Source organism: Pelagivirga sediminicola (genome assembly GCF_003072125.1).
Lineage (GTDB): Bacteria > Pseudomonadota > Alphaproteobacteria > Rhodobacterales > Rhodobacteraceae > Roseovarius > Roseovarius sediminicola.
On record NZ_QCYH01000001.1, the window covers coordinates 598,779 to 624,534 of the forward strand.

Genomic DNA, 25,756 nt, shown 5'->3' on the forward strand with positions numbered 1-25,756 from the left:
GACCGACATGACCGATACAGACCTCAAAGCCACCTTCTGGGACCGCGTCGAAAACGTCAACGTGGGGATGCTGTCCGCAGATGGCACCAATCCGCGCCCCATGGCGCATCACGCCCATCGCGATGACGGCGCGCTGTGGTTCCTGACCGCGGACCACACCGATATCGGCAAGGACGCGGCGGCAGGCAAGTCCGCCCGCTACCAGATCGCCAGCGGTGACGCCAAGATCTATGCCTTCGTCGATGGCACACTTTCGGTCGAGACGGACCGCGCCAAGCTCGAAGAAATCTGGTCGCCGATGGACGCCGCATGGTTCGAGGACGGCAAGGATGACCCGGACGTGCGCCTTGTGCGCTTCACCCCGAAGACCGCCGAGGTCTGGGCCAGCGATGGCACGGCCAAGGCGCTTTACGATATGGCGACCTCTGCCATGGGCGGCGATACGGCAAGCCCCGGCACCCACGGAAAGATCACGTTCTGATGGGGCTGCACGCAGCACGCGCAACGGGGGCCGTCCTTTTGGCGGCCCTTCTTGCTGTCCCGGCCGCCGCCGAGAAGGTGGGCGAGATCGGGGTGGACTGGGCCGGCAACGACATCGTGATCGAGGCGATAAACGATCCGGACGTCACCGGCGTCACCTGCCATCTGGCGTATTTCAAGCGCGGCCTGATCGACCGACTGGCCAATGGCAACTGGTTCGAGGATCCGTCGAACAGCGCCATCGAGTGCCAGCAGACAGGCCCGATCACGCTGGGCGATATCGACCGCTCCAAGGGCGGCGAGGACGTGTTTCGCGCCAGCCGCTCGATCATCTTCAAATCGCTGCGGGTCAAGCGGATCTATGACAAGGCCAACAATTCGCTGGTCTATGTCGCGCATGGTCGCGAGTTGACCCAAGGGTCGGCCAAGGTGTCGATCTCGACGGTGCCCGTGGGCCTGCAAGTCACCCCGTGACGCGCGCGCCCGTCTGCCAGACCGCGCCCACCTCGGCGCGGATGATGCGGGCGATCATGGCGCAATCGTCCAGCGTGAAGGTCAGCGGCAGCCGCATGTCTATGATGCCGCGCAGCACCCGGTCGCTGGCGGGCATCGGCGCACTCGGCGCATAGTGCCAGCTGTCATAGCGGCTGGTATAGCCCGCAGGCTCGGCGCCGCCGAACCATTTGAGCTGCACCCCCCGCGCGGCGCAGCGCGCCAGCACCTCGTCCACCTGGGGCGCGGGCCAGTCGAGCAACAGGAACTGGATGGACGAGCCGACAAAGCTCTCCTCCTCGGGCCGTTCGATCACCGTCAGCCCCGGCGTGCCGCGCAGCCCCGCCTCGACCTCGCGATAGCGCGCGCTCCAGGCGGCGCATTGCGCCTCCAGCCGCGCCAGTTGCGGGCGCAGGATCGCAGCGCGCAGGTTGTCCATCCGGCCCGACACGTTGGGCGTGGCGTATTTTATCCGCGCGAACGCCTCTTCCGGCGGAACCGTGCCATGGCGCCCATAGAGCATGTAGGACCCCGACAGCAGGATCGCGCGCGCCATGACCTCGTCATCGTCGGTGATCAGAAATCCGCCCTCGCCCGCGTTCAGATGCTTGTAGGTCTGCACCGAATAGCAGCCGATCAGCCCGTCGCGCCCTGATTTGCGCCCGCGCCATGCGGCGCCCATCGTATGCGCGCAATCCTCGATGACGGTGATGCCCGCGGCGTCGCAGATCTCCATCAGCCGGTCCATGTCCGCCAGATGTCCGCGCATATGGCTCAGCATCAGAACGCGGGCCTGATCCGCCTTTGCCTCCAGATCCGCCAGATCGATGGTCAGCGCTTCGGTCACGCCGACGAAAACCGGCACGGCGCCGACGCCCGCGATCGCGCCGGGCACCGGCGCCAGCGTGAAGGCATTCGTCAGCACCTTGTCGCCGGGCCGGACCCCCACCGCGCGCAGCGCCGCGCCCATCGCATAGCCGCCCGAGGCCACCGCCAGCGCGTATTTAGCGCCCGTATAGGCGGCAAACTCACGCTCCAGCGCGGGCACCTCGCCGATCTCGGCGCCCTCGGTATTGTAGCGATGCAGCCGCCCCGAGCGCATGACGGCGACCGCCGCCTCGATGGCGTCCTCGGGGATCGGCTCTTGCTGGGTGAAGCTGCCGGTGAACCGCTCGGAGGCGCGCGGCGCTGTCATGGCAAAAGACGCAGCGCGGCCGCCGGCAGGTCGGCAAAATCATCCAGCAGCGCGTCGGGCATCAGTCCGGCCATGTCCGCACCGTTCGGCCCGAATGTGACCAAAACCGATGGCACACCGGCCGCGCGGGCCGTGGTGTGGTCGGTGATCGTATCGCCCACCAGCAGGCAGCGCGCCGGATCGCCCCCGGCGCGGCGCGCGGCCTCGCGCAGCGGCTCGGGATCGGGCTTGCGCACCGCCAGCGTATCGGCGCCGATCAGCGCGCCGAAAAGGTCCAGCGCGCCCATATTGGCCAGCAGCAGACGCGCCAGGTATTCAGGCTTGTTGGTGCAGATCGCCACCTTGAAATCCGCGCTTCTCAGCGCCTCGACCGCGTCCAGCGCGCCCGGATAGAACACCGTATGCGTGTCGATGGCCTCGGCGTAGGCGTCCAGCAGGATCGGGTAGTATTCGTCCAGCACCGCGGCGTCCGGCAGCCGCCCCATCCGCTCCAGTCCCAGGGCCAGCATGGCGCGCCCGCCCTGCAGCGCGGTGCCGGCATCGCTGCCCGCGCTCAGCAGATCGCCCGCGCCCATCTGGCGAAAGCACACATTCGCCGCCGCGACCAGATCGCCGCTGGTATCGGCCAGCGTTCCGTCAAGATCGAAAACGATGCTGCGCATCTGCGCCCTCCGGATGTTGCGGCCGCCGCGTATCTGCGCGCGGCCTCATGGCTGTTTCAAGTGTATCGGTTTGGCAGGAAAGCAAGACATCAGCCCGCCTGACAGGCACCCGCCGCTGCGCCCCAAGTTCTATCGGCACGATCCGCAACTGGCTGCGCCTCGCATTGCCGATTGCCGGGGTGCGCCCCTGAAAATTACATTTGTTAACAAATCGTTGATTGCACCTGTTAATGCGATGCCTCAAGGCAAGGAAAAGACGCGCACCTCCAGCAGGCCGGTCAGCGGCGCCTCCAGCAGGCGCAGCGCGGCAAGCGACATGCGGCTGCCCGCGCCCGGCTCGCCGCCCAGTGGAATCAGATCGACCTGCACCGTCTTGCCATTGGCCGGATAGACCACGCGGCCCGGCCCCGGCGCGGAGACCAGCGGCGTCTTGAGCCAGAAGCCCGGCTCACCCGCCGCCCCGAGGCTGGCGATGGTCAGGCCCAGATCCTTGCCCCCGGCGCTCGGCTTGACCGCCGCCGCCTTGGCCTCGTCGGTGGTGGTGTCGAACTCCTCCACCGTGCGCGCCGTTCTGGGCGGGGGCGTTGCGCTGGCGGTGCGCACCGCGTCCGGCGCCTCGTCCCCGGGGCTTTCAGCGGCCGAATCAGGGCGCGGCGCAGGCGACAACCAGTCCGGCGCGTTCGCGCAACCAGCCACCAGCGCGGCCAACGACAAAAGGATCACGTATCTCATGCTCGCAGCCTACGGCGCCCGCGCATCCCGTTCAATCCCTTGCTTTGCCGCCCTGCCGCGCCCGGCGCGTAGCGGCCATCCGGCGCACCCGGCGGGCGGGATGCCCCTTGCCCCGCGGGCGCCTGCGGCCTACCTATGGGGTATGACCGAACCTTTGATTGACCCCTTTCAGCGTGCCATCGATTACCTGCGCGTCTCGGTGACGGATCGCTGCGATTTCCGCTGCGTCTATTGCATGTCCGAGAACATGACCTTCCTGCCCAAGAAAGAGCTTCTGACGCTGGAAGAGCTGGACCGCATGTGCAGCACCTTCATCGGCATGGGCGTGCGCAAGCTGCGCATCACCGGCGGCGAGCCGCTTGTGCGGCGCGGCATCATGACGTTCTTTGACGCGATGCGCCGCCATCTGGACAGCGGCGCCCTGAAGGAGCTGACGCTGACCACCAACGGCTCGCAGCTGGAGCGGTTCGCGGACGATCTTCATGCCGCGGGGGTGCGGCGGATCAACATCTCGCTCGATACCGCGGACGAGGAAAAATTCGCCGCCATCACCCGCTGGGGCCGCCTGCCGCAGGTTCTGCGCGGCATCGACGCGGCGCAGCGCGCGGGACTTAGGGTCAAGATCAACGCGGTGGCGCTGAAGGGCTTCAACGAGGACGAGCTTCTGAGCTTGACCGAATGGTGCGCCAGCCGTGACATGGACCTGACATGGATCGAGGTCATGCCGATGGGCGATATCGGCAACGAGGACCGGCTGGGCCAATACTGGCCGCTCAAGGACCTGCGCTCCCGGCTGGCCGAGCATTACACCGTCACCGACATTCCCGAACGCACGGGCGGGCCCGCACGCTACGTGCGACTGGAGGAGACGGGCCAGAAGATCGGCTTCATCACGCCGCTCACGCATAACTTCTGCGAAAGCTGCAATCGCGTGCGCCTGACCTGCACCGGCGAGCTCTACATGTGCCTCGGGCAGGAGGACATGGCCGATCTGCGCCCTGCGCTGCGCAACAATCCGGGCGACATCGCGCCGTTGCAAAGCGCGATCCGCGCGGCTATCTCGCGCAAGCCCAAGGGCCATGATTTCGACTATTCGCGCCAGACGGTGGACGGCAAGATGCCCCGCCACATGAGCCACACGGGCGGCTAGGCGCGTGACGCTGCAGGACGGCGGCGGGCCATCCGGGCGGCCGACGGCGCTGCTGAAGGTCTATGCGCTGGCATCGCGCGCGGCGCTGCCGCTGGCCTACAGGCGCGTTGCGCGCAAGCTGGCGGCGCATGGCACCGACCCTGCGCGCATCGTCGAGCGGCTGGGGCATCCAACGCAGGAACGGGCGGACGGCCCGCTTTTGTGGCTCCATGCCGCCAGCGTCGGCGAGAGCCTGTCGGTCCTGCGCCTGATCGCGCAGCTGGGCCAGATGCATCCCGGTCTCAACTTCCTGCTGACCTCCGGCACCGCCACATCCGCGCAGATGCTGGCCACGCGCCTGCCGCCGCGCTGCGTTCACCAGTTCGCGCCGCTGGACAGCCCGGCCTGCGTGGGGCGCTTTCTGGACCACTGGCGCCCCGATGGCGGCGTCTTCATCGAATCCGAGATGTGGCCGAACATGCTGCGCCTCGCGGCGGCGCGGGGCGTGCCGCTGGCGCTGCTGAATGCGCGCATCTCGGACCGCTCGGCGCGCGGCTGGGCGCGGCTGGGCGGCACGGCGCGGCATCTGCTGGGCCTGTTCGCCATGATCCACACGCAGGATGCGCGCACGGCGGCGCATCTGGCGGATCTGGGCGCGCCGGACGCGCGGCAGGGCGCCAATCTCAAGGCGATGTCTGGCCCCCTGCCCTGCGACGCCCCCGCGCTGGCGGATTTGCGCGCGGATGTCGCGGATCGCCCGGTCTGGACCGCCGCATCGACCCATCCGGGCGAGGAAGAGATCGCGCTGAGCGCGCACAAGGCGGTGCTGGCCGAGCTGCCCCGCGCGCTGATGATCCTCGTGCCGCGCCACCCCGACCGCGCGGGCGCCATCGCGCAGATGATCGGGCACGCCGGGCTGACCTATACGCGCCGCAGCGCGGGCGCGGGGCCTGAGGCGGGCGCGCAGGTCTATCTGGCCGACACGCTGGGCGAATTGGGCCTGTGGTATGCGCTGGCGCCGGTTGCCTGCGTCGCCGGATCCTTTACCCCCGTCGGCGGGCACAACCCGTTCGAGGCGGCCCATGCGGGCGCGGCGGTGCTGCACGGCCCGCTTTACGCCAATTTTGCCGAAAGCTATGCGCAGATGGACGCGGCGGGCGCGGCGCGGCAGGTCGCGGATGCGCAGGATTTGGGCCGCGCCGTGCGGCATCTTCTGGCCACGCCTGCCGATCTGGGCGCGATGCAGGACGCCGCGCGCCAATTCGCCGCGGCGCAGGACGACGCGCTGGAGGATCTTGCCGCGACCCTTTGCGCGGCGCTCAAGCTGGGATAGACCAAGGCGGCATGCAGCCGGAAAGCCGTCCCTTGACCGATCTTGTCGTCACGAATTTCAACCGCAACTTTACCGGCGTGTCGGCGACCGCGGCCGGCGTTCTGCGCGCGCAGGCGCCGCGCTATGATCTGGTGCTGGCGGGCCGGCCCCTGCCCGGCTGCCCCGCGCCGGTGAGCCGGGCCGAGGCGCGCCGCCTGTCGCGAAACGCGCCGCCGGGCAAGCCCTTCGTGATCTGGCATGTCAGGCGCAACACCGAAATGCGCGCGGCGCTCTGGGCGCGCGACGTGCTGCGCCTGCCGATCCGCATCGTCTTTACCTCGGCGGCCCAGCGGCGCCATTCGGCGCTGCCGCGCTGGCTGATCTCGCGCATGGATGCGGTCATCGCCACGACCGAGCGCGCGGGCAGCTTCGTGCCTAATCTGCGCGCCGTGGTGCCGCATGGTGTGGATTGCGCGGCCTTCGTGCCCGCCACCGACCGCGCGCAGGCATGGGCCGCAACCGGCCATCCCGGCGCGCGCGGCATCGCCACAATCGGGCGTATCCGCCCCGAAAAAGGGACCGACCGATTTATCGAGGCAATGCTGCAGCTGTTGCCCGAGCGCCCCGATCTGACCGCATTGGTGCTGGGCCGCGCAAGCCAAGGCGACGCGGCCTTCCTGCAAGGGCTTAAGGACCGGGTCGCCGCCGCGGGCCTCACCCGGCAGATTCTCTTTCCCGGTGAAATCGCGCCCGAGGCGCTCCCCGCGCTGGTGCGCAGCCTGTCGGCGGTGGTGCAGTTGCCGCGCTACGAGGGCTACGGGATGGCCCCGCTCGAAGGCATGGCGAGCGGCGTGCCATTCGTCGCCACCGATGCCGGATACTACCGCGAGTTCAGCCAAGACGGCACCTGCGGCATCATCGCCCAGACCGCAGGTGAGGCGGCGGCCGCGCTGGCCGCGCTTTTGGGCGATCCGGCGCGGCACGGCGCCATGGCGCGGGCCGCGCGGCAGGCCGCGACCACCCGTTTCAGCGTCGAGGCCGAGGCGGACGGTATCGGCGCGGTCTACGATGCGCTCTGGTCGGGCGGCTGAACACCGCCTTCGCGGGGCCGCGAGGCGCTCAGACAGGCATGCGCCTCTCGACCAGTTCGGCCCACCAGCTGCACCCCATGGGGATGATCGCATCGTCGAAATCATATTCGACGTTGTGAACCGGCGCCGTGTCGCCGTTGCCCAGCAGGATATACGCGCCGGGCCGTTCCTGCAGCATATAGGCGAAATCCTCGCCGCCCATGACCAGCGGCGCCTCGCTGCATGCGCCGGCCACGCTGCGGGCGACATCGGCGACAAATTCGGTCTGCTCAGGGTGGTTGACCATGACCGGATAATTGCGGTCATGCCGCAGCTCGATCCGGCCGCCCATCGCCGCGCCCAGATTGGCGCAGATGGCGCGCAGGCGGGTCTCGGCAAGATCGCGCATGCGCTCGGTCAGCGAGCGGATGGTCCCCTTGAGGTGCACGGCGTCCGGGATGACGTTCCATGCCTTGGACGAGGATTCGATGGACGTGACCGTCACCACCAGCTGTTCGGTCGGATCGGCATTGCGGCTGGAGATGGTCTGGATCATCGTCACCAGCTGCGCCGCCATCACCACCGGATCGACCCCCTCATGCGGCTTGGCCGCGTGGCTGCCGCAGCCGCGCACCTGTATCTCGAACTCATCGGTCGAGGCAAAGAACGGACCCGGCCGTATGGCAAAGCTGCCCGCAGGCATGCCCGGCCAGTTGTGCAGCCCATAGACCTCCTGAATGCCGAAACGCTCCATCAGGCCGTCCTGGCACATCACCAGACCGCCCGCGCCGCCCTCTTCTGCGGGCTGAAAGATCACCACGGCGGTGCCGTCGAAATTGCGCGTCTGGGCGATGTATTCGGCGGCGCCCAGCAGCATCGCGGTGTGGCCGTCATGGCCGCATGCATGCATCGCGCCCGGCACGGTGCTGGCATGGGGCGCGCCCGTCGCCTCCTGCATGGGAAGCGCATCCATGTCGGCGCGCAGGCCGATCACCTTGCCCGAGCTGTCCTTGCGCCCCTTGATGACGCCCACAACCCCGGTGCGACCGACGCCAGTCACCACCTCGTCGCAGCCGAACGCGCGCAGTTTGTCGGCGACCAGCGCGCTGGTGCGGTGCGTGTCGAACATCAGTTCGGGATGGGCGTGGATATCGCGGCGCCATGAGGTGATCGCATCATGCGTTTCGGCAAAGCGGTTCTTGATGGGCATCAATCGACTCCTGCGGCAGAGGTCACCTGACCCGCAGGATGACGCCGCGCGGGGGCCGCGTAAAGGGCATTGGGCGGCATGATCGCGGCGCGCGGCCAAAACGGACGCGACCGGGTGGATGCAAATCGAATTTTCTCGAACTATATCCTCAAAATCGCCTGAACCCTCTAGAAATACGGCGTCGTTTCATGTCAGTGAAATGCGCGTGCAGGTATTTTGTTTACCGTTTTTTACGGCCCGGCCCCGATTGATCGCGGAGAATGACATGCCCGTCAGACCAATTGCCGCAGCCCTTGCGCTGTGCCTGTCCTTTACCGCGCCCGCCGCCGACGCGTCCGAGACGTCCGGCGCGCGCGGCCGGGACGGCCAGCTTCGGCTGTATTACTGGCAGGCGCCCTCGACGCTGAACCCCTATCTGTCCGGCGGCGTGAAGGATGTCGAGGCCGCCAGCCTCATCGTCGAGCCTTTGGCGCGGCTGGACCCCGACGGACAGATGGTGCCGTGGCTGGTCCAGTCCATTCCGACGCTGGAGAACGGCGGCGTTGCGCCCGATCTGCGCAGCATCACCTGGCGGCTCAAGCCGGGGCTGACTTGGTCCGATGGCAGCCCCGTGACCTCCGCCGATATCCGCTTCACGCTGGAATATTGCACCGCGCCGGGCAGCGGCTGTGCGCAGCAGGCCAAGTTTCGCGATGTCGCCGCGGTCGACACGCCGGGGCCGCTGACCGCCGTGCTGCGCTTCGACAGCCCCAAGCCCCATCCCTATGGCCCGTTCGTCGGCCCGCAGACGCCGCTTTTGCAGGCGGCGCAATTCGCCGAGTGTATCGGGCCGCGCGCCGCCAGTTGCACGGCCGCCAATTTCGCCCCCATCGGCACCGGCCCCTTTCGCGCGGTCCAGTTCCGTCCCGGCGATGCGGCCCTTTTCGAGATGAACCCCCATTACCGTGTGGACGATCAGCCCGCCTTTGCATCGGTCCTGCTGAAGGGCGGCGGCAATGCCAACTCCGCCGCGCGGACGGTGCTGGAGACCGGCGAATTCGACTATGCCTGGAACCTTCAGCTAAGCCCCGACGTGCTGGCCGCGATGGCCGCGAGCGGCAAGGGCCGTGTCGTCACGGCCTTCTCGACGCTGGTCGAGCGTCTTGCCTTCAACCTGCGCGAGCCGGCGCCGACCCCCTCGACGCTCCGGCAGGCCGCGCCGCTGCCGCATCCGGCAATGTCCGATCCGGACGTGAGGCGCGCGCTGGCCATGGCGCTGGACCGGGAACTGATGGTTGAGATCGGCTATGGCGCGGCTGGGCGTGTCACCTGCAACATCCTGCCGGGGCCGCGCATCTATGCCTCGCGCGAAAACGACGGCTGCGCGGCGCAGGACATTGCCCGCGCGCAGGCGATCCTGCAAAATGCCGGCTGGACCGATGACAATGGCGACGGCGTGCGCGAACGCCAGGGCAAGCAGCTGCGCTTCGTGTTTCAGACCTCCACCAATGCGGTGCGCCAGGACTTTCAGCTTCTGGCCAAGGAATGGTGGCGCCAGATCGGCGTGCAGACCGAGCTGCGCAACATCGACGCGTCGGTCTTTTTCAGCAGCGATGCAAGCAGCCCCGATACGCTGCAGAGATTCGGCGCCCATATCCAGATGTATGCCGGCGCGTCCGATGGCCCCGATCCCGAAGCCTACCTGTCCGGCTGGGCCTGCAAGAACATCCCGGACCGCGATAATGGCTGGCAGGGCCAGAACGTGGGCGCGTGGTGCGATCCGGCCTATGACAGGCTGCTGGACAAGCTGGCCGTCACCGCCGGGCTGGAGGAGCGCGCGGAACTGGCGCGCACGCTGAACGATATGCTGGTGCAGAACCATGTCGTCGTCCCGCTGGTGGACCGGGCGCGCATCTCGGCCCATTCGGCCGCGCTGGAAGGTGTGCGCATGAATGCATGGGACAGCGAATTGTGGAACGTCGCCGAATGGCATCGCATGGCGCAGTGATCGCGTCGCGCCCTTGACGGCGGGTGCGCCGCGCCCGATGGTGCCGCCGCGCACCCGCTTGCGCGCCGCTGCCGTCCGGCGGCGCCTGCCCCGCCCCGCCCTGCCTTGCCGCTCTGCCACAGGCCCCGCCCATGCGCCCGCCCTTCCTTCGCCGCCTCTTGATGGTCGTGTCGACGCTGCTGGTGGTGTCGGGGCTGGTGTTCCTGCTGCTGGATCTGGCGCCGGGCGATCCGATGTCGCAACTGCCGCCATCCATCCCCGAAGACGTGCGCGCGGAGATGCGGTCCGCCCTCGGCCTCGATCAGCCCGCGCCCGAGCGATATGCACGCTGGCTGTGGCAGATGCTGGTGGTCGAGCCTGCCATCGCGGCCGACGCGCTTTTGGACACCGATCTTGCGGCAGGCGCGCCGCGCATCCTCAGCTGGCAGACGCGCGCGCCGGTGATGAGCCTGATCGCGCAGCGCCTGCCCCAGACGCTGGTCGTGGTCGGGCTGGCCTATCTGCTGGGCACGTTCGGCGCCATCGCGCTGAGCATCGGCTCGGCGGCGCGGCGCGGGCGCACGCTTGACCGGGCTGGAACGGGGCTGGCCGCGATGGGCCATGCGCTGCCCCCCTTTTTCACGGCGGCGGTGCTGATCTATGTCTTTGCGATCCGGCTGGAGTGGCTGCCGACAACCTATGACACGACGCTGGCCGTCACCGGATGGGACAGCGCGGCGGTCCAGATCCGCCAGATGATCCTGCCAGTCGCGGTGCTGAGCCTGCAGACCCTCGCGCAGACCGTGCGCTATAGCCGCGCGGCGATGCTGGACGCGCTGGCGCAGGATTACATCCTCACCGCGCGCGCCAAGGGGCTGGGCGCGCGGCGCGTGCTGTTGGGCCATGCGCTGCGCAACTCGTGGGTGCCGGTGCTGACGGTCGCCGCGCTCGGCGCGCCGCAGGTCTTTGCGGGTGCCATCGTGACCGAGCAGATTTTCGGCGTCAACGGCATCGGCCAGTTGCTGATCCAGTCATTGCAGGCAGGCGATCTGCCGACGGTTCAGACGGTGACGATGCTGATCGCCGTGCTGATCGTGCTGGCAAATCTTGGCGCGGACGTGTTGATCGCGCGCATAGATCCGCGAACCGCGCATGCGTAGCGCGCGGCGCCCTGCCCTCGGCGCGATGCTGCTCGCCCTCATTCTGGCGGCGGTGCTGATCGGTCCCGCTGTCTGGAGCGCGGCGCCCGGCGCGATGGATCTCGGCGCGCGCAACGCGGCGCCCGATTGGGCGCACCCGCTGGGCCGCGATCAACTGGGCCGCGATTTTCTGGCGCGGCTTCTGACCGGGGGGCGCATCTCGCTCGCGGTGGCGGCGGCGGCGGCGCTGATGGGCACCGTGATCGGCGCCGCGGTGGGCGCGGCGGCGGGCATGTCCCGGCGGCTGGACGCGCCGCTGATGTGGCTGACCGATATCTTCCTGTGCGTGCCGCTGCTGCCGCTTCTCCTGATCGCGGCGACGCTGTTTCGCGCGCCGCTGGCTGCGGCGCTTGGCCCGCAAATGGGCGTTTTCGCGCTGGTCACCGTGGCCATCGGCGCGAGCAGCTGGATGGGCACTGCGCGGATCCTGCGCGCCGAGGTGCGCAGCGTCATGCAGCGCGATTTCATCGCCGCCGCGCGCCTTGCCGGGCGGCGCCCCGCGGGCATGATCGCGCATCACGTGCTGCCCAATGTCGCCGCGTCCCTGTCGGTCTCGGCATCGCTTGCCGCCGCATCGGCGATCCTGACCGAAAGCGCGCTCAGCTTTCTTGGCCTTGGCTTTCCGCCCGACCTGCCCACATGGGGGCGCCTGATCTTCGAGGGCACGCCGCAGCTGGGCCAGTATCCCGGCCGCGCGCTCTGGCCCGGTGCGCTGATTACGCTCAGCGCGGTGGGCATCATGGCGCTCGGCGATACGCTGCGCGATCTGGCGGGGCCGAAATAGAGGGCTGCCGCCCCTCCCGCGCCAGATACCCGGCCTGCGCCGCTCGACACCCGCGCTGCGCCGGTTAGAGTGCGCCGCAACCGGACCACCCGCAGGAGAGACAGATGCAATACGGCGACACACGGCCAGACAGCTTGCCCCACAACCCCTTCAAGGCGATTGTCACGCCGCGCCCCATCGGCTGGATCGGCACGCTCGACCCCGGCGGACTGGCCAACTTGGCGCCCTATTCGTTTTTCAACGCGATCGGATCCGACCCCGACATGGTGATGTTCTCAAGCGAGGGCGCAAAACACTCGGCCACCTATGCGCGCGAGCGCGGCGAGTTCACGTTTTCGCTGGCCACCGCGGCGCTGGCCGAGCAGATGAACACCTCCTCCGCGCCCGAGCCGTCGGGCGTGAACGAATTCGAGCTCGCCGGGCTGGAGCAAGGCACACCGAGCGTCATCCAGACACCCTTTGTCGCCGCCAGCCCCGCCGCCTTTGAATGTGTCACGCTGGATGTGCGCCAGTTGAGCGATCGTCACGGCACGCTTCTGGACCGGTTCATGGTGATCGGCGAAGTAGTGCAGACGCATATCCGCGACGATTACATCACGGACGGACGCTTTGACACGGTGCGCGCGCGGCCCATCGCGCGGATGGGATATGCCGATTACGCCACCGTCACCGAGGCGTGGCAGATGGGCCGGCCAAAGCGTTAGAGCGTCTCGCCTTTGGCCGACAGCGCGGGTTAAAGACGACACGCTAGATGGCTGCGGCGCGGGCCAGATCGGCGCGGAAATCGGCCGTGGCGCTGGCCCGCGCCTCTGCCTCCGGCAGCCGCAGCAGATAGGACGGATGCAGCGTGATCAGCACGTTGTGGCCCAGCCGCCCGCGTTCGACCGTGCCGCGCCGTGCCGTGATTCGCGCCCCCGATCCGGTCAGCGCCAGCGCCGCGGTGGCGCCCATGGCGACGATCAGATCGGGTCTTGCGCGCTCGATCTCGGCGTCCAGCCACCAGCGGCAATGCGCCACCTCGCCCGCATCGGGGCGCTGATGAATCCGGCGGCGGCCGCGCGGGATATGCTTGAAATGCTTGACCGCGTTGGTGATGTAAGCGCGGCTGCGGTCAAGCCCGGCCTCTGCCGCGATCTTGTCGAAAAGCTGTCCGGCGGGGCCGACAAAGGGGCGCCCGGCCAGATCCTCCTGATCGCCCGGTTGCTCGCCCACCACCATCAGCGCGGCTCGCTGCGGCCCCTCGCCGCAGACGGCCTGCGTTGCGTGGCAATGCAGCGGGCAGCGCGTGCAGGCGCGGATCGCGGCCTCCAGCCCCTCGCCCGTATCGCGCCATGCCGAGACCTGCCGCGCCAGCCCCGCCTGCGCCGCAGCCGCGCGCGGCGGCGGCAGCGTGGGCGCAGCGGCCGCCATGGCGCGCGCGCGCTCCGGCGCGGTCGCGATCAGATCGGGGATGGCGGCGGCCTCCGGCAGGTTCTTCCAGTATTTGCGCGGCATCTCGGACGTCATGGCCGTCACTTTCAACCGCGCAGGATTGAAGATGTTGCGAAAATAGGTCAGCCACAATTCCTCGCTGGCATCGGGCGGCAAAGCCGGGGCCGGCTGCCCCGGCTCAAGGCGCATCTGGCCGCGCTCGAACACCGCCGTCACGTCCGGCGTTGCGATGCGCCAGTCCATATCGGCGAAGCGGCCCGCGAAAAAGGGCGCGTTCATCTCCAGCGTGTAATGCTCCGGCTCGAACCAGGCGGCAAAGCTGCGCCGCGCGGCATCCGGCGCGCCGATTTCGCGAAAGCGGACGAAGGCGCGCATCTTGTGGCGGCAGCGATGCACGGCCTTTTCCATCGCGCGCAGTTTCGCCACATCGGGATCGGCGCGGTCGGCCATCAGCTGCGGCGCTTCCCGCAGCCGCCAGAGCAGCGCATAAAGCCGCGCGAAACGCTGCGGATCGCGGTGATAGGCGACGGACGTGGCCAGAGCGATGAAACTGCGCGGCACCGTGGTGGCGGCGCCCGCCGCAGGCATGGCGGCATCTTGACCGAACAGATCGGCACCCTCCTGCCCCTCGCTGTTCCACAGCACGTCCTGCGGTTGCACCCCCGCCGCCAACAGGCCGCGCGCCGCCGCGCGCCACGCGGGCGCGGCGCCGATCAGAGGCACCGTGACGCGTTGCATCAAAAAAGGCTCATCTGCTGGGGCGGCGGCGCAAACCGCGCGCGCAGATGCGCGCTGTCGGTCAGCCCGCCCGGCGTCCAGCCGCCCGCCGTCACGAAGGCGCCCGCCTTTTTCATCGAGGCGCCCATGCGCGCGATATCCTCATAGCGCAGATGCCGGTGGCGGCGGGTGGTCAGGATGCGGTTCACCGTTTTCACGCCAAAGCCCGGCACACGCAGCAACAGATCCCGGCTGGCGCGGTTCACGTCCAGCGGAAAAAGACCCCGATGCGCCAGCGCCCAGGCCAGCTTGGGGTCGATATCAAGGTCGAGATTGCCGTCCGGCGTGACCGAGGTAATCTCCTCCACACCGAAGCCGTAAAAGCGCAGCAGCCAATCGGCCTGGTAAAGCCGATGCTCGCGCTGCAAGGGCGGGCTGATCAGCGGCAGCTTGGCCGAGCTGTCGGGGATCGGCGAAAAGGCGGAATAATAGACGCGGCGAAGCCCATAGCCCGCGTAAAGCCGCGTGGACTGGCCCAGGATCGTGGCATCGGTTGAAGCATCTGCGCCGATGATGACTTGGGTCGATTGACCCGCGGGTGCGAATTTCGGCGGGCGTTTTCCGGAATGGCTGCGGTCCTTGGCAGCCTCGCGGCGCTGGCGCACATCGGCCATCGCGCGGCGGATCTGGCCGGGATTCTTCTCGGGCGCGTAGGTCTGGACGGCGGCGTCCGTCGGCAGCTCGACATTGATCGACAGGCGGTCGGACAAAATCCCCGCCTCGGCGATCAGTTCGGGCGCGGCGTCGGGAATGGTTTTCAGGTGAATATAGCCGCGAAAATTCTCCTCATGGCGCAATTTGCGGGCGATCTGCACCATGTCCGACATCGTGGCATCGGGCGAGCGGATGACGCCCGACGACAGGAACAGTCCCTCGATATAGTTGCGACGGTAAAACTCGATGGTCAGCTTCACGACCTCGTCCACCGAGAACCGCGCGCGCGGCACGTTCGATGACACGCGGTTGATGCAATAGCTGCAATCGTAGATGCAGAAATTGGTCATCAGGATTTTCAACAGGCTGATGCAGCGCCCGTCGGGTGCATAGCTGTGACAGATCCCGCTGCCGGTATTCGAGCCCAGACCGCCACCGCGCGAATCGCGCTTGGTGCCGCCGGACGATGCGCAGGATGCATCGTATTTGGCGGCATCGCTGAGAATCGCAAGCTTCTGGTCCAGCGTTTGACGGGTCATTTGTTCTTTATATGTTCTCACCGCCGATCTCGCAAGAGGCGGCACGTGCGCCGCGCGGACGGACCTATGAAAACGACAAAGAGCGCGCCAGACGGCGCGCTCTTCGCTCAATTCTCAATCGGGGGAGTTACGCCGCGCGTGCCGCCGCGACCGATTCCTCCAGGATGTCCATAGCCTCGGAGAAGATCTCGTCCTCGATGGTGATCGGCGCGAGGAAGCGGATCACGTTGCCATAGACACCGCAGGTCAGCAGGATCAGGCCGCGCTTGAGCGCTTCCATGCGGATGCGGTTGGTCATGTCCGGATTCGGCGCGCTGCCGTCGGTGGTGTTGAACTCGGCCGCGACCATGAAGCCGGGGCCGCGCACATCGACCATTTCCGGCGTGTTCGAACGGATCGATTCGAGGCGCTGCTTCAGCCGCGATCCCAGCTCGTTCGCGCGGTTGCACAGGTCTTTTTCTTCGATCACGTCGAGCACGGCATTCGAGGCCGCAACGCCCAGCGGGTTGCCCGCATAGGTGCCACCCAGACCGCCGGGATGCGCCGCATCCATCATCTCGGCCCGGCCCGTCAGCGCCGCCAGCGGCAGACCGCCGGCCAGACCCTTGGCCATGGTGGTAATGTCGGCGGCGACGTCATAGGCCTCCATCGCGAAGAGGTGGCCGGTGCGGGCAAAGCCGGTCTGCACCTCGTCGGCGATCATCACGATGCCATGCTCGTCGCACAGCTTGCGGATCTCGCGCATCAGCTCGGCCGGGGCGGAATAGAAGCCACCCTCGCCCTGCACCGGCTCGATGATCATGGCGGCAACGCGCGCGGGGTCCAGGTCGGATTTGAACAGCTGCGTCAGCGCGCGCATCGAATCTTCGACGCTCACGCCGTGCAGGTCGATCGGGAACGGCACGTGATAGACGTCCGGCATCATCGCGCCGAAGCCTTTCTTGTAGGGCGCGACCTTGCCGGTCATCGACATGGTCATGAAGGTCCGGCCATGGAACGCGCCGCCAAAGGCGATGACGGCCGAACGGCCGGTGTGGATGCGCGCGACCTTGATCGCGTTCTCGACCGCTTCGGCGCCTGTGGTGACGAACACGGTCTTCTTGTCGAAATTGCCCGGCACCTTTTCGTTCAGGCGCTCGGCCAGGCGGATGTAGTTCTCATAGGGCATGACCTGATGGCAGGTATGGGTGAATTTCGACAGCTGATCGGTCACGGCCTGCATCACCTTGGGGTGGCAATGGCCGGTATTGACCACCGCGATCCCGGCGGCAAAATCGATATAGCGGTTGCCCTCGACATCCCACACTTCGGCGTTCTTGGCGCGCTCGGCATAGACCTGGGTCATCATGCCCACACCCTGCGAAATGGCGCTTGTACGGCGTTCTGCGATCTCGGCGTTCAACATGACGCATCCTTTCGAGAAAAATGAAAAGAATCCCGGCGGCCCCGCCGCCATGGTTTCGGGCCTGCTGTACGCTGTTTTGTCAGGCACAAAAAGTCTGTTTATTGTCTCTGGCAAGCCTTTGATTTATCTAGGCATGGTTTTCAGACGTTCAAGGACATGAACATGCCCGACACCGCCGCCGATCTGGATCTGGGCCCGCGCCTGCGCGTCGTGCGTGCCAAGGCGGGGCTGTCGCAACGCGCGCTGGCCAAGCGGACGGGCGTGCCGAACTCGACCATCTCATTGATCGAGGCGGGAAAAGTGAACCCGTCCGTCTCGGCGCTGAAGCGCATCCTTGAGGGCATCCCCATCGCGCTGTCGGAATTCTTCGCCTATCAGCCCGAGGCCGAGCGCAAGATGTTCTATGCCGCCGAGGAACTGACCGAGATCGGCAAGAACGGCGTGTCGCTGCGCCAGGTAGGCACCACCCTCTTCGGCCGCGCAATGATGATACTGTCGGAAACCTACGACATCGGCGCCGATACCGGCCGCACCATGCTTGGCCACGAGGCCGAGGAAGGCGGCATCGTCGTGGAGGGCCGGATCGAGGTGACGGTGGGCGATCAGCGCAAGGTGCTGGGCCCCGGCGACGCCTATTACTTCGACAGCCGCATGCCCCACCGCTTCCGCCAGGTCGGGCCGGAGCCCTGCCGCATCGTCAGCGCCTGCACGCCACCCACATTCTAGGCCGCCACGCGCCAAATGCAAAAAACGGACCCGAAGGCCCGCTTTCCGCTACATTCACCTGCGACGCTCAGAACGGATCGTCGATCCGCACGACCACCGTCACCGTGCCCTTGACCGGCTGGCCGAATTGCAACCGAATCTGGTTGCGGTCCGGTCCCTGCTTGGCCTCGTAATAGGGCGCGACATATGTCACCGCGTTGCTGCCATCGCGCAGCGGCCCGGCCGGCAGGACCGATGTCACCGTCTGCGCGTAGGCCCCGAACGGCAGGCTCGCTGCCGGATCGATCGTCCATGTCGCCTGCGGCGTCACCTGCTCGTATTCCAGCAAAAGCGGGCTGCTGACCGGGTTATAGATGTTGCCGAACGTGTTGTCCGAAAAGGCGATGTTCTTGATCCGGTTGTAATCCAGATCGGCAAAGCTGGTGTCGATCCGCTCGATCCGGTCGATGGGATTGTCGATGATGCGGAACGAATTGCCGCTGACATTCATGCCGTTCAGATAATGGCCCGCGCCATGCGGCTTGACCACAAGGAAGGTAAACCACGGCGCCACGTTGCCCGCCAGAAACACGTTGTCCACGAGGTTGAGCGCGCTGAAGGAGAACTCGCTGGAATATCCCGGCGCGCTGTCATGCTCGTTGCTCCATTCGACGAAACAATTGTCGATATAGTTGGCACTGATCGTCGTGCGGCAATTGGTCCGCGTCAGGATCAACCCCGCACTGCGCGTGCCGGCGTTGGAGTTGTCGCCCTGAAACCAATGGTTGCCCGACACGATATTGCTGGAGCCGCCCAGCAGCGCGAAATGCCGGAAGCGCACGATGCGGTTGTCGCGCAGCTTGACGTCATTGGCATTGGCATTCAGCGCGATCGTCTTGCGGTCCTCGACCTTCAGACTCCCCTCGTTGGACAGGAACTGGCAGCGGTCCACGATCATGCCCTGATCGCCCACCGCGAGGCTGGAGATCCCTCGATCCTTCGGCGCGGTAAAGAAACAGTCGCGGAAATGAAACCCGGTGCCCGCACGCGGCAGCATCACGCAGCTGCATTCTCCGCCGGTCTGGAATTCGACGTTGGAGATCGAGAACTTGCTGAGCTTCTCGAAGCCGCTGAAATCCAGCATGTATTTGAAGCGCCGAAAGGTGAACACCTGACTGCCCGCCGCATCATAAAGCTGCTGGCTCAGCCGCACCTCCTGCGCGGCGATATCGACGGCACTGACATATACCTCGCGGCCCACGCCGTTGCCCTCGACCACGGCACCCAGCGGAATGTTGGCGACATTGTCCACATTCGTCAGCACCAGGCTGTTGCGCGGCGAATAGGTGGCCTGCGACGTGACCACCTCGGTATCCCAGGCCGCGCGCTCCAGCGCATAGAACTGGCCGTTCTTGATCAGGCGGCGCTGGGAATAGCTGATCTTGTCGGGCACCGCGGCGCTCATGTCGATCGGCCCGCTCAGCGAGATGATGCGCCCCTGCATGTCCAGCGAATCATGCCCCGAATTGTTCAACAGCGCCTGAAACGCCTTGCGAAACGCTTCTTCCTCGTCGCCGAAGGCATCGATATAGGCGGGCAGGTTGTAGTTCTTGGCCAGTGTGAACACGTGCTGGCGCGCCATCGTTACCGTGCCGTCAAAACGCACGAAGGACTGCATCGTCACGCTGCCGCCCATCCGGTAGGTGCCGTAGGGCACCAGCACATCGCGCCCGTTCGCCGCCGCATCCGCCGCCTCGAAAGCGGGCGCGTCGTCATGCACGCCGTCGCCGATGGCGCCATAATCGCGCACATCCACCATGCCCAGCATATCGCGCAGGAAGACGCGGGTGACATCCTCGATCACGATATCGTCGATGCGCACGACACCGCCATTGGCGCCGGTCAGGTCCAGCCCGAAATGGCCATAGCTGGCGCCCGGTCCCCAGACCATATCCACCCCCGCGCGGTTCCCCGTGCCGACGATGGCGCTGATCTCGACCACCTCGCCATATCGTTGCAACGTGGTCTGCGGCCCCGTCTGGACCACGCCGCTGACCTGCCCGCCGCCCGGCGCACCGGCCCAGCCGGCGATGCGCACCGTCGGCAGGTTGCCCGACAGGGCCTTGATGCGCGCGCTGATGCGCAGGTAACAGCCCGGCAGGATCGGCGTTTGCCCCATATGGCGCAGCTTTTGCGTCGCCGTGATCTTCTGCAGCTCCAGCGCGCCACCGAAATCCTGATCGGCCGGCACAAACGCCGCATTGCTCGCGTTCTGATACGTATCCGATCCCGGGGTGCCGTTGCCGCTGGACCAGACCTGCAAGCCGCTCGCAAAGGCGGACGGCATGAAGAGGATCCCGTCAGTCACTGCCTTGTTCATCATTTTCCCTTTCGCATCACTTGCGCGGCCCCCTTGAGGGCGCGCGTGGATGTCACAATTGACGCCAGCCCGGGGCGCTCCCGGATGGCGAAGGGAATTACAGAGCGAAGGTTAACCGCCGCTGGCAGCACCGTGACGGTGCCCCGCGCGCGCCGCGCGGCTCACGCCGTGCCTCCGGTGGCCTTGCGGATCCGGACGCCGTTGATCTTCCAGCCGCCGCCGTCCTGTTGCATCTGGTATTCCAAAATATGCAGCGCACCCTTCAGATCGCGCACCAGCACGTCCTGCCACAAAAGCCCACCGCGTTTTTCCAGTGCCAGAAACTTCAGATCATCGGGCCGCCAGACCATCGGATAGCCGCCCTTGACCATCGCGCCGAAATTCTGCGGCGTGACGAACATGCGCTGTATCGTCGGGCTGGCATCGGCAAAGGCCGCCTCGAAATCATCAGCCTCGAAGGCCTTGATCTGCGCGGCGATGACGGCGCGGATGGGTGCCTCCTGCGCGCGCAATTGCGGCGCGAAGGCCAGCGCAGCCGTGAGGCCCAGCGTGAAAACAATGCGTTTCATCGTGATATCCTCCCTCAGGGAAAGATATCGCGCGCGCGGATCAAATCAAACGCGGCGCCTCATTGCGCGCCAGCAAGGCCCCTCACCTGCGCCCAGAGCGCCTCCGGCACCTCGACCGCCTCGGCCGGCACGCGGCCCTGCCCCGGCATCCGCGCGCCCTCGTCGGCGGCAACGCCCTCGGCCACGCGCGCAAGGCGGGCGGAGAAATGCTTGGACAGGCCCGGATCGACAAGCAGATAGAACTGGCCCAGATCATGCGGCGCGCCGTCAGGCGCCTTCAGGGGCGCAACGTCCTGGCTGGCCAGACTGCCGGTCATCCCCGCCGCCAGCAACTCGGCCATGAGGCCAAAGCCCCAGCCCTTGTACCCCGCCTGCGCGCCCCCAAGGCTGACCAGCGATCCGCCCAGCGCCGCCTCGGGGTCCGTCGTCGGATGTCCAGCCGCATCCACGGCCCAGCCTTCGGGAATCGCCTCGCCTGCCGCCCTGGCCATGGTGATCTTGCCCAGCGCGACCGTGGTGGTGGACTGGTCGAACTGCATGGCAATCCCGCCCTGCCCGTCCGGCACCGAAAACGCGATCGGGTTGGTGCCGATCACCCGGCCCTTGCCGCCCGGCGGCGCGACGATTGGCGTGGCATTGGTCAGCCCCAGCCCGATCAGCCCGGCCTGCGCGATTTGTCCGGTGAAATAGCCCAGCGATGTGCAGGTATGCGCGTGACACACCGCAAGCGAGGCCGTGCCGCACTCCCTTGTCGCCGCGATCGCCTCGGGCAATGCGCGCTGAAACGCGGCCTGCGCAAAGCCGAATTTCGCATCGACGCGCACCGAGCCGGGGCGCGGGCGCGTCACCTCCGGCACCGCATCGCCGGCAACGCGGCCGGTCTGCAACTGCTGGCAGTAGCTTTCCAGATAATAAAGCCCGCAGATCCGGTTGCCCGTCGCCTCCGCCTCGCCGATCGCATCCGCGACGCTGGCGGCGATCCATTCCTCGGCGCCGTGGCGCATCAGCGCGGCTTTCGACAGCTGTTCGATCTCGGCAATCTCGATACGGGGCATGGCCGCTCCTTGAATTCGGGCCCCGACCTTCGCCGCCGCAGCCGCCGCCGTCAATCACCCCGGCACGATCAACCCCTGATCCAGCTTGACCACCCGGTCCATCCGCGCCGCCAGTTCAAGGTTGTGCGTCGCGATCAGCGCCGACAGCCCGGTATCGCGCACCAGTCCCATCAGCGTGGCAAACACCTGATCCGACGTCGCCGGGTCCAGATTTCCCGTCGGCTCGTCCGCCAGCAATATCCGCGGCCCGTTGGCCAGCGCGCGGCAAAACGCAACGCGCTGCTGCTCGCCGCCCGACATGGCCGAGGGGCGATGCCCTGCCCGCGGCCCGATACCGACATGGTCCAGCAATTCCTGCGCGCGCGCATCCGCATCGCGCCGATTTACCCCGTCGGCCAGCTGCGGCAGAACCACGTTTTCCAGCGCGGTGAACTCAGGCAGAAGGTGATGAAACTGATAGACAAATCCCACATCGCGCCGCCGCGCGATGGTGCGCCGCCGGTCGCCAAGGCCGGTCATCACCGTGTCGCCAAAGGCCACCTCGCCCGCGTCCGCCGTATCCAGCAGCCCCGCGATATGCAGCAAGGTCGATTTGCCCGCGCCCGAGGGCGCGACCAACGCGACGATCTCGCCCCGCGCGAGGGCCAGATCCGCGCCCTTCAGAACGGCGATCTCGTTCTGCCTGCCGCGATTATAGATCTTCTCGATCCCGCGCAGGCTCAGCACCGCATCACTCATAGCGCAGTGCCTCCACCGGGTTCATCCGCGCCGCCCGGCGCGCGGGAAAGATCGTGACGATGAAGGACAGCGACAGCGACAGCGCCACCGCCGACATCACATCGCCAAATTGCAGCTTGGCGGGCAGGTAATAGATGCCGCGCACCGAGGGATCCCAGATCTCGCCCCCCATCGTCCAGTTCACGAAGCCGAACAGCGGATCGATATAGATCGCGAAAAGGCAGCCCAGAATGACGCCCATTGCCGTGCCGATGATCCCGGTAAAGGCGCCGCAGATGAAGAACACGCGCAGGACCGACCCTTCGGTCAGGCCCATCGTGCGCAGGATGCCGATATCGCGCCCCTTGTTTTTCACCAGCATGATCAGCCCGCTGGTGATGTTCATCGCCGCAATCAGCACAAGGATCGACAGGATGATGAACATCACATTGTCCTCCACCTCCAGCGCACGCAGGAAGCCCCCGCTCTGGTCCTGCCATGTCCACAGCAGCGTGCGGTCCCCCGCCGCCTGCATCAGCGGCACGGCCAGATCGGTGACATGCTCGGGATCGCTCACCATCACCTCCAACTCGTCCGCCATGCCCTCGCGGTTGAAAAACGCCTGCGCCTCGGCAAAGGGCATGTAGATGCGCGTGCGGTCGATATCCCAGCGCCCGGCGGTAAAGATGTAGGCCACATCATAGGCATTGACCCGCGGCGTCGTGCCAAAGGCCGTCTTGACCCCGCCGGGCGAGATGATCTTGACCCGGTCGCCCACGCCCACCCCCAGCTCGCGCGCCACGCCCGAGCCGATGGCGATGCCCGTTCCGAACTGGCCGATATCGCCGATGCCGGTTTCGGGATCGGCGATGCGCGGGATGCCCTTCAGATCCTCCAGCGTGATGCCGAACACCTCGACGCCCGCGTTGCGGTCGCGTGCATTGGCCATGACCTGCCCCTTGATCAGGGGGGCGACGCGCGTCACGCCCGGCACCTGGCGCACGCGTTCGGCCATCGCCTCGTAATCCTCGATCATGCGCTCGATGCGGCCCGTGCCTGCGTCAACCTCGCCCGCATTATAGACGGTGACATGCGCGTTGGAGCCAAGGATCGTATCAACGAATTCCGCGCGAAATCCCGACCTTACGGCCAGTGTCGCGATCAGAGCGAGCACCGCCAGCGTGATGCCGATCAGGCTGATCCACGTCATCACGCTGACGCCGCCCTCGGCGCGCTTGGCCCGCAGATAGCGCCAGGCGATCATCCACTCGAACGGGGCGAAGGGGGCGGATTTTCCTGCCACTTGGCGATACTCCTGGTAAATTGCGCGCAACTTGCGCCGGGGGCTGCCTGCCGTCAAGCCGGGCGGGCGCGGCGCCGCCGAAAGGGCAGTTTCAGCAGCATCAGCAATGCGCCCGTCACGCCCAGACCGCCCAGAAAGCCGGTTCCGGCAAACACCGCGCCTTCGAAGGTCAGCGGCAGCGCCGGTTTGAACTCGGCCCAGGCCGCGGCGGCGATCTCGGCATCGCCGAGGCTGCGCGCGCGGTAGGCGCGGGTAAAGGGGCTCGCCCGGCGCAGCGCGGCCAGATCCGCCGACAAACGCTCGTATCGCACGATGACACCCGCCATGGTGTCCGCCCGCTGCGCGCCCATCGCGCCGCCACGGCCCAGATCGGCCAGCGCGGCCTGCCGCGTCAGGCCGACATCGGCGGCATCCGCATCGAACCCCTCGACAAAACCGCGCAGCTCGTCCACCGCGCCGCCCAGCCGCTGCACATATTGTTGCGAGAATTCGGGGAACTGCGACAGTCCCGCAGCCCCCGCAAGGCCCCCCGCCAACATCAGCGCGCGGCCCAGCATCCGCTAAAAGACCGGCGCGCCGCGATGGGGCGCATAGATCTCGGCCAGCCGCCTGATCGCGTCCTCTGGCGCCATTTCCTCACTCTCGCCCGTTCGGCGGCTGGTCAGCTCGACCACCCCGTTTTTCAAACCGCGCGGCCCGACGGTGATCCGCCACGGCAGGCCGATCAGGTCCATCGTGGCAAACTTGCCGCCCGCCCGCTCGTCCCGGTCGTCATACAGCGGATCGAGGCCCAGCGCCGTGATCCCGGCATAAAGCGCCTCGCAGGCCGCGTCCGCCTCGGCATCACCTTGTTTCAGGTTGACGATCCCGGCATGAAACGGCGTGACGCCCTCGGGCCAGATGATGCCCTTGTCGTCATGGCTGGCCTCGATGATCGCGCCCACCAGACGGCTGACGCCGATACCGTGGCTGCCCATGTGGACCGGCACCGATTTGCCGTCAGGCCCCTGCACGGTCGCGCCCATCGCCTCGGAATACTTGGTGCCGAAGTAGAAGATCTGCCCCACCTCGATCCCGCGCGCCGTGCGGCGGCGCTCTTCGGGGATCTCATTGAACAGCGCCTCGTCATGCGTCTCGTCCGTGCGGGCGTAACGGCTGGTGAACTCCTCCAGCACCGCGCGGCATGCCTCGTGCGAATCGTAATTCACCTCGCGATCGCCGAATTTCAGATCGGTGATCTGCGAATCATAGAACACCTCGGACTCGCCCGTCTCCGCCAACACCAGGAACTCATGCGTGTCATCGCCGCCGATGGGGCCGGAATCCGCGCGCATCGGGATCGCCTGAAGGCCCATCCGCTCATACGTGCGCAGATAGCTGACCAGATGGCGGTTGTAGGAATGCAGCGCATCCTCTTGCGTCAGGTCGAAATTATAGCCGTCCTTCATGTAAAACTCGCGACCCCGCATCACGCCAAAGCGCGGGCGCATCTCGTCGCGGAATTTCCACTGGATATGATAGAGCGTCAGCGGCAGATCCTTGTAGCTGCCCACATGGGCGCGGAAAATGTCGGTGATCATCTCCTCATTGGTCGGCCCATACAGCAGATCGCGCCCCTGCCGGTCCTTGATACGCAGCATTTCCTCGCCGTAATCGTCATAGCGGCCGCTCTCTCGCCAAAGGTCCGCAGGCTGCAAGGTGGGCATCAGCATCGGGATATGGCCCACGCGCATCTGCTCTTCATGCACGATATTCTCCAGCTTGCGCAGCACCTTGAAGCCAAGCGGCAGCCACGAATAGATGCCGGCGCCGGCCTGCTTGATCATGCCCGCGCGCAGCATCAGGCGGTGCGAGGCGATCTGTGCCTCGGCGGGTGTTTCCTTCAGTACGGGCAGGAAATAGCGGGACAGGCGCATGGAGGGTCCTCTCGGAGGGTTAAGGCATTTGCGACCCCGTTTATGGCTTTGCGCGGCGCCGGGCAAGCGCGGCA

The 25,756-nt window shown here is 66.8% G+C and carries 25 protein-coding genes; 11 read left to right on the top strand and 14 right to left on the bottom strand.

Annotated features, from left to right (window positions below; all coding sequences use genetic code 11):
• The first annotated feature begins 7 nt into the window (after positions 1-7).
• Together DC366_RS02800 and DC366_RS02805 are read left to right on the top strand one after the other, a co-directional pair.
• Complete coding sequence (locus DC366_RS02800; RefSeq protein WP_108690625.1) at positions 8-481, top strand: pyridoxamine 5'-phosphate oxidase family protein; 474 nt, start codon at positions 8-10, stop codon at positions 479-481.
• The gene (locus tag DC366_RS02805; protein ID WP_108690626.1) at positions 481-954 is read left to right on the top strand and encodes a CreA family protein; all 474 of its coding nucleotides are present in this window, start codon (positions 481-483) and stop codon (positions 952-954) included. The genes DC366_RS02800 and DC366_RS02805 overlap by 1 nt, the downstream gene beginning before the upstream one ends.
• Here the strand turns inward: DC366_RS02805 and DC366_RS02810 are convergent.
• From DC366_RS02810 to DC366_RS02820, 3 genes are all read right to left on the bottom strand, one after another.
• Positions 944-2,167: a DegT/DnrJ/EryC1/StrS family aminotransferase gene (locus DC366_RS02810; RefSeq protein WP_108690627.1), complete on the bottom strand. Its 1,224-nt coding sequence runs from the start codon at positions 2,165-2,167 to the stop codon at positions 944-946. The two genes, DC366_RS02805 and DC366_RS02810, sit on opposite strands and share 11 nt — an antisense overlap.
• Positions 2,164-2,829, bottom strand: coding sequence for an HAD-IA family hydrolase (locus DC366_RS02815; RefSeq protein ID WP_108690628.1), 666 nt, complete (start codon positions 2,827-2,829; stop codon positions 2,164-2,166). Before DC366_RS02815 ends, DC366_RS02810 begins: the two co-directional genes overlap by 4 nt.
• Positions 2,830-3,069: 240 nt before the next feature.
• Positions 3,070-3,561: a hypothetical protein gene (locus tag DC366_RS02820; protein WP_108690629.1), complete on the bottom strand. Its 492-nt coding sequence runs from the start codon at positions 3,559-3,561 to the stop codon at positions 3,070-3,072.
• 142 nt (positions 3,562-3,703) lie between these two features.
• On the opposite strand from DC366_RS02820, the gene moaA reads away from it, so the two are divergent.
• From moaA to DC366_RS02835, 3 genes are read left to right on the top strand one after another with little or no spacing between them, the layout of a single operon-like run.
• Positions 3,704-4,711 carry a GTP 3',8-cyclase MoaA gene (gene moaA, locus DC366_RS02825; protein ID WP_108690630.1) on the top strand — a complete coding sequence of 336 codons (1,008 nt, stop codon included), beginning with the start codon at positions 3,704-3,706 and terminating at the stop codon, positions 4,709-4,711.
• Between the two features lie 4 nt (positions 4,712-4,715).
• Positions 4,716-6,023: a 3-deoxy-D-manno-octulosonic acid transferase gene (locus DC366_RS02830; protein WP_243405012.1), complete on the top strand. Its 1,308-nt coding sequence runs from the start codon at positions 4,716-4,718 to the stop codon at positions 6,021-6,023.
• 32 nt (positions 6,024-6,055) lie between these two features.
• Entirely contained in the window at positions 6,056-7,093 is a 1,038-nt protein-coding gene (locus DC366_RS02835; protein WP_108690842.1) for a glycosyltransferase family 4 protein, read from the top strand.
• Between the two features lie 28 nt (positions 7,094-7,121).
• Here DC366_RS02835 and DC366_RS02840 read toward each other — a convergent pair whose 3' ends face one another.
• Positions 7,122-8,282 (bottom strand): M20 aminoacylase family protein, encoded by a 1,161-nt coding sequence (locus tag DC366_RS02840; protein WP_108690631.1) that lies wholly within the window; start codon positions 8,280-8,282, stop codon positions 7,122-7,124.
• A gap of 265 nt (positions 8,283-8,547) precedes the next feature.
• On the opposite strand from DC366_RS02840, the gene DC366_RS02845 reads away from it, so the two are divergent.
• The 4 genes from DC366_RS02845 (at position 8,548) to DC366_RS02860 (ending at position 12,935) form a co-directional block, all read left to right on the top strand.
• Positions 8,548-10,269 (top strand): peptide ABC transporter substrate-binding protein, encoded by a 1,722-nt coding sequence (locus DC366_RS02845; protein WP_108690843.1) that lies wholly within the window; start codon positions 8,548-8,550, stop codon positions 10,267-10,269.
• Positions 10,270-10,400: 131 nt separating this feature from the next.
• Positions 10,401-11,408, top strand: a complete 1,008-nt coding sequence (locus DC366_RS02850) for an ABC transporter permease (protein ID WP_108690632.1) — start codon at positions 10,401-10,403, stop codon at positions 11,406-11,408.
• Positions 11,401-12,231, top strand: coding sequence for an ABC transporter permease (locus DC366_RS02855; protein WP_108690633.1), 831 nt, complete (start codon positions 11,401-11,403; stop codon positions 12,229-12,231). Before DC366_RS02850 ends, DC366_RS02855 begins: the two co-directional genes overlap by 8 nt.
• Before the next feature lie 104 nt (positions 12,232-12,335).
• Entirely contained in the window at positions 12,336-12,935 is a 600-nt protein-coding gene (locus DC366_RS02860; RefSeq protein WP_108690634.1) for a flavin reductase family protein, read from the top strand.
• Positions 12,936-12,978: 43 nt separating this feature from the next.
• Here DC366_RS02860 and DC366_RS02865 read toward each other — a convergent pair whose 3' ends face one another.
• The 3 genes from DC366_RS02865 to DC366_RS02875 all read right to left on the bottom strand — a co-directional run bounded on the left by DC366_RS02865 (position 12,979) and on the right by DC366_RS02875 (position 17,037).
• Positions 12,979-14,400 carry a UdgX family uracil-DNA binding protein gene (locus tag DC366_RS02865; protein WP_108690635.1) on the bottom strand — a complete coding sequence of 474 codons (1,422 nt, stop codon included), beginning with the start codon at positions 14,398-14,400 and terminating at the stop codon, positions 12,979-12,981.
• Positions 14,400-15,632 carry a putative DNA modification/repair radical SAM protein gene (locus tag DC366_RS02870; RefSeq protein ID WP_108690636.1) on the bottom strand — a complete coding sequence of 411 codons (1,233 nt, stop codon included), beginning with the start codon at positions 15,630-15,632 and terminating at the stop codon, positions 14,400-14,402. The genes DC366_RS02865 and DC366_RS02870 overlap by 1 nt, the downstream gene beginning before the upstream one ends.
• 127 nt (positions 15,633-15,759) lie before the next feature.
• Positions 15,760-17,037, bottom strand: a complete 1,278-nt coding sequence (locus DC366_RS02875) for a 4-aminobutyrate--2-oxoglutarate transaminase (protein ID WP_108690844.1) — start codon at positions 17,035-17,037, stop codon at positions 15,760-15,762.
• On the opposite strand from DC366_RS02875, the gene DC366_RS19795 reads away from it, so the two are divergent.
• Both DC366_RS19795 and DC366_RS02880 read left to right on the top strand, forming a co-directional pair.
• On the top strand, positions 17,036-17,197 hold the full coding sequence (locus tag DC366_RS19795) for a hypothetical protein (protein WP_165802829.1): 162 nt from the start codon (positions 17,036-17,038) through the stop codon (positions 17,195-17,197). The two genes, DC366_RS02875 and DC366_RS19795, sit on opposite strands and share 2 nt — an antisense overlap.
• Positions 17,198-17,199: 2 nt before the next feature.
• A complete protein-coding gene (locus DC366_RS02880) occupies positions 17,200-17,763 on the top strand; it encodes a cupin domain-containing protein (RefSeq protein WP_439331645.1) in 564 nt (187 codons plus the stop codon).
• A 67-nt stretch (positions 17,764-17,830) separates the two neighbouring features.
• On the opposite strand, the gene DC366_RS02885 is transcribed toward DC366_RS02880, so the two are convergent.
• From DC366_RS02885 to proS, 7 genes are all read right to left on the bottom strand, one after another.
• Positions 17,831-20,122 carry a glycosyl hydrolase family 28-related protein gene (locus DC366_RS02885; protein ID WP_108690845.1) on the bottom strand — a complete coding sequence of 764 codons (2,292 nt, stop codon included), beginning with the start codon at positions 20,120-20,122 and terminating at the stop codon, positions 17,831-17,833.
• 161 nt (positions 20,123-20,283) lie between these two features.
• Positions 20,284-20,691: a DUF4864 domain-containing protein gene (locus DC366_RS02890; RefSeq protein WP_108690638.1), complete on the bottom strand. Its 408-nt coding sequence runs from the start codon at positions 20,689-20,691 to the stop codon at positions 20,284-20,286.
• Between the two features lie 59 nt (positions 20,692-20,750).
• Positions 20,751-21,746, bottom strand: a complete 996-nt coding sequence (locus tag DC366_RS02895; RefSeq protein WP_108690639.1) for an Ldh family oxidoreductase — start codon at positions 21,744-21,746, stop codon at positions 20,751-20,753.
• A gap of 54 nt (positions 21,747-21,800) precedes the next feature.
• Positions 21,801-22,484 (bottom strand): ABC transporter ATP-binding protein, encoded by a 684-nt coding sequence (locus DC366_RS02900; RefSeq protein ID WP_108690640.1) that lies wholly within the window; start codon positions 22,482-22,484, stop codon positions 21,801-21,803.
• Positions 22,477-23,727, bottom strand: coding sequence for a lipoprotein-releasing ABC transporter permease subunit (locus DC366_RS02905; protein WP_108690641.1), 1,251 nt, complete (start codon positions 23,725-23,727; stop codon positions 22,477-22,479). Before DC366_RS02905 ends, DC366_RS02900 begins: the two co-directional genes overlap by 8 nt.
• A 92-nt stretch (positions 23,728-23,819) precedes the next feature.
• On the bottom strand, positions 23,820-24,323 hold the full coding sequence (locus tag DC366_RS02910) for a DUF2937 family protein (protein ID WP_108690642.1): 504 nt from the start codon (positions 24,321-24,323) through the stop codon (positions 23,820-23,822).
• Between the two features lie 3 nt (positions 24,324-24,326).
• Positions 24,327-25,682 (bottom strand): proline--tRNA ligase, encoded by a 1,356-nt coding sequence (gene proS, locus DC366_RS02915; RefSeq protein WP_108690643.1) that lies wholly within the window; start codon positions 25,680-25,682, stop codon positions 24,327-24,329.
• Between the last annotated feature and the right edge of the window lie 74 nt (positions 25,683-25,756).